3 protein-coding genes are annotated in these 2811 nt (G+C 37.1%); 2 read left to right on the top strand and 1 reads right to left on the bottom strand.

Going from position 1 to position 2811, the window contains the following annotated elements:
* Together VMW81_09995 and VMW81_09990 are read left to right on the top strand one after the other, a co-directional pair.
* On the top strand, positions 1–400 hold a 400-nt coding region (locus VMW81_09995; GenBank protein HUU51270.1), incomplete at its 5' end, for an ATP-binding cassette domain-containing protein.
* The gene (locus tag VMW81_09990; protein HUU51269.1) at positions 397–1116 is read left to right on the top strand and encodes an ABC transporter ATP-binding protein; all 720 of its coding nucleotides are present in this window, start codon (positions 397–399) and stop codon (positions 1114–1116) included. The genes VMW81_09995 and VMW81_09990, both read left to right, overlap by 4 nt.
* A gap of 52 nt (positions 1117–1168) precedes the next feature.
* Here VMW81_09990 and VMW81_09985 read toward each other — a convergent pair whose 3' ends face one another.
* Positions 1169–2362, bottom strand: coding sequence for a hypothetical protein (locus VMW81_09985; protein ID HUU51268.1), 1194 nt, complete (start codon positions 2360–2362; stop codon positions 1169–1171).
* Positions 2363–2811: the final 449 nt, after the last annotated feature.

The raw sequence follows: 2811 nt of genomic DNA, 5'->3' as shown, positions 1-2811 counted from the left end.
AAAAGAGGAGAAACAAAATATTCTTAAAGCAGAAGAGATTTTAAAGTTTACAGGCTTAATTGAAAAAAGGAATGTATTGGCTGAGCATCTCTCCCACGGCCAGAGAAAACTCTTAGAGTTAGCCAGAATCCTGGCCCTTGAGCCAGCGCTTTTCCTTCTGGATGAACCTTTTGCCGGTCTTTTCCCTGAGACAAAAAGAACTATGCTCAATCTCATAAGGAATCTCAAGGAACGAGGTAAAACCATTCTTTTTATTGAGCATGATATGAATTCAGTGATGGGGGTTGCTGAGAAGGTCATTGTCCTTAATTACGGAAAAAAGATTGCCGAGGGAAAGCCTGAAGAAGTGAGAAATAATGAAGAGGTCTTAAACGCCTATCTAGGAAAAAGAAGAGTATGAGCAAAATCCTTGAAGTAAAAAACCTCTCTGTCTATTACGGAACAGTAGGAGCATTAGAGGATGTGTCCTTTTCTGTAAATAAGGGAGAAATTGTCTCTCTTTTGGGGCCTAATGGCGCTGGCAAATCAACCGCCCTAAAAGCTATTTGCGGACTTGTCCCTATAAGAAAGGGAAAGATATGTTTCCAAGATAAAAGCATTAATGGATTGACTCCTGATAGATTGGTAAAAAAGGGTCTTTGTCTTGTCCCTGAAGGCAGAAGAGTATTTACGACGATGACGGTTCTTGAGAACCTTGAGATGGGGGCGTTCACCTTATCCAGAGGAAAAAGTCCAGAACTCCAGGGCAGATTAGAAAAAGTCTTTCATTTATTCCCTATCCTCAGGGAGAGAAAAAAGCAAAAAGCAGGCACTCTTTCCAGCGGTGAACAGCAGATGCTGGCCATCGGAAGGGCGCTAATGCTTAAACCCGCGCTTCTTCTTTTAGATGAACCATCTTTAGGGCTTTCCCCAAATTATGTAGAGGGGGTTTTTGAAAAGTTAGTCGATATAAACAAGGATGGGACCTCTATCCTTCTTGTTGAACAAAATGCCTTCAAGGCTCTTGAGATATGTCACAGAGGATATATTTTTGAAATAGGAAAAATTGCCATTGAAGGAGAAAAAGAAAATCTTGTTAAAAATGAGAATATTAAAAAGGTTTTTCTGGGTGTATAAAGACCGTCTCTTAAGAGATAAAATGCTATAGCTTAAGCAACGTTCTACTTTATTAAATCGAATTACAGAATTGCTTAAAATCAAAAATTGAGAAATCTATATTCCATTTAGGAAATAGAGTTCTTACTCTTTTTCTATAATTTTCGTTATTATTTTCTAGATTTATGCATATGAACCTCGTATCTTCCGGTATAATTTCAGTTATAAAAAAATGCCGGAGATGATCAAAATCAGCAGGAGGAAAGCTATAGCCAGCTATTATGAATTGTTCTGTAAATGGAATCCTACTATGAATCTTTTTTCTAAGGAGACTCGCATACCAATTCTTATACTCTGGTTTTGTCTTACTTGGAGGAATGAATATGGGCTGGAGCCAAATATTTTTATCTGGAATCCAAAGATAACCTAGTTCAACAAAAACATCTTCCTGCTCGGTAGTCTTCCTTTTTGGTGTTGGTTGCTTTCCGCTTTTTCGGGCTTCTGCAATTTTTTCTGGTGTAATTCCCATTAAATCGGTTAATACATTTATTGTGCTGTATCCTCTTGGGCCAATGACCATAAGTTTCTTATATTTATCTCTTAATGATGGGTCTAAAGGCTCATACAAAGCAACGGAACCGTGAATATGATATAGCTCTATAAGGGACTTTACTGGGAAATGTTTATTATTAAATTCCCCTTGCCATCCAAAAGCTGGAACACCGTATCCTGTTATAGGAAACCAATAAGGACTCTCATATAATAATGCATCGTCAGCTACAGTATCCCAATTGAAGTCAATGATGTAATCGCCAGGCTCTAAAGCTTTTATTAATTTACGATGATATTTACATACTTTTTCGGATGATCTATCGCCCGGTGCGTTTGCTATTTTAGTGCGTAGGATGGCTTTAAAATCTTGACATGCATAATGCCCATCTTCAGATTTATCGATCTCAAGCTCGTCATATAAGGATTCAAGTGATAGATTTCTTGTTTTTACGAGTTCCTCCCAAAATGTTGTGGCTTCCCCTCCATCTTTTTGAGGAATGTTAAATTTGATATGTAAATATTGTGCTAAAGGATATGAATGAGTCATTCCGTGTGTATTAACAAATGTCGGAGCTCCGTATCCAGATGATGTTGATATTTTTGGATAAACGAGGCTATTTAGAATATCATCCTGAGCCGGAATTCGACAAACTCCATCTTCATAACAAGCCGAACTTCCCGCTCCAAGAATTATAGCTGTATTTTTTCCTCTCATTTTTATCTACTCCTAGTTTATGTAAAAATACCTTTTTATTATAAGTAATTATTTGAAAATTAAACAGGTTTTGCTTGACTCTAACTTAACTCCTTCCTTATACTTTCCGAGGGGCATTAAAGATTGAAAGTTTTTTGCTATTCCGTTAAGGAATTCATTCCACGCAGGGCCAAGATGTCAATCTCTCTTTTTAGAGAGATTTTATGTTTTTAAGGAGTAAAGGAGTTCAAAGACAAATCGCTTTAAGTGCCGAAAAAATCATCGACCGTTGGTCCATGATCATTCAGAGTGGCCAGGGGTGAACAATTTCAGATGGATAAAAAAATTATAAAAAGGGGGTGAATGATGCTTAGACTTGGAATTTATTTTAATGTTTTCTTTGGTCTGATTTTTCTTCTTGTTTTTCCACCTATAGGCGCTTTGATGCTATGTATAGGATTCGTTCTTAT

It is taken from the genome of Nitrospinota bacterium, assembly GCA_035528715.1.
Taxonomy (GTDB): Bacteria; JADFOP01; JADFOP01; order DATKYB01; family DATKYB01; genus DATKYB01.
This window is presented reverse-complemented; position numbering and strand designations above follow the sequence as displayed.

Excerpts from the sequence above, each read along its gene's own strand:
- VMW81_09990 (HUU51269.1), top strand. The coding sequence starts at position 397 with ATGAGCAAAATCCTTGAAGTAAAAAACCTCTCTGTCTATTACGGAACA.
- VMW81_09985 (HUU51268.1), bottom strand. The coding sequence starts at position 2,362 with ATGAGAGGAAAAAATACAGCTATAATTCTTGGAGCGGGAAGTTCGGCT.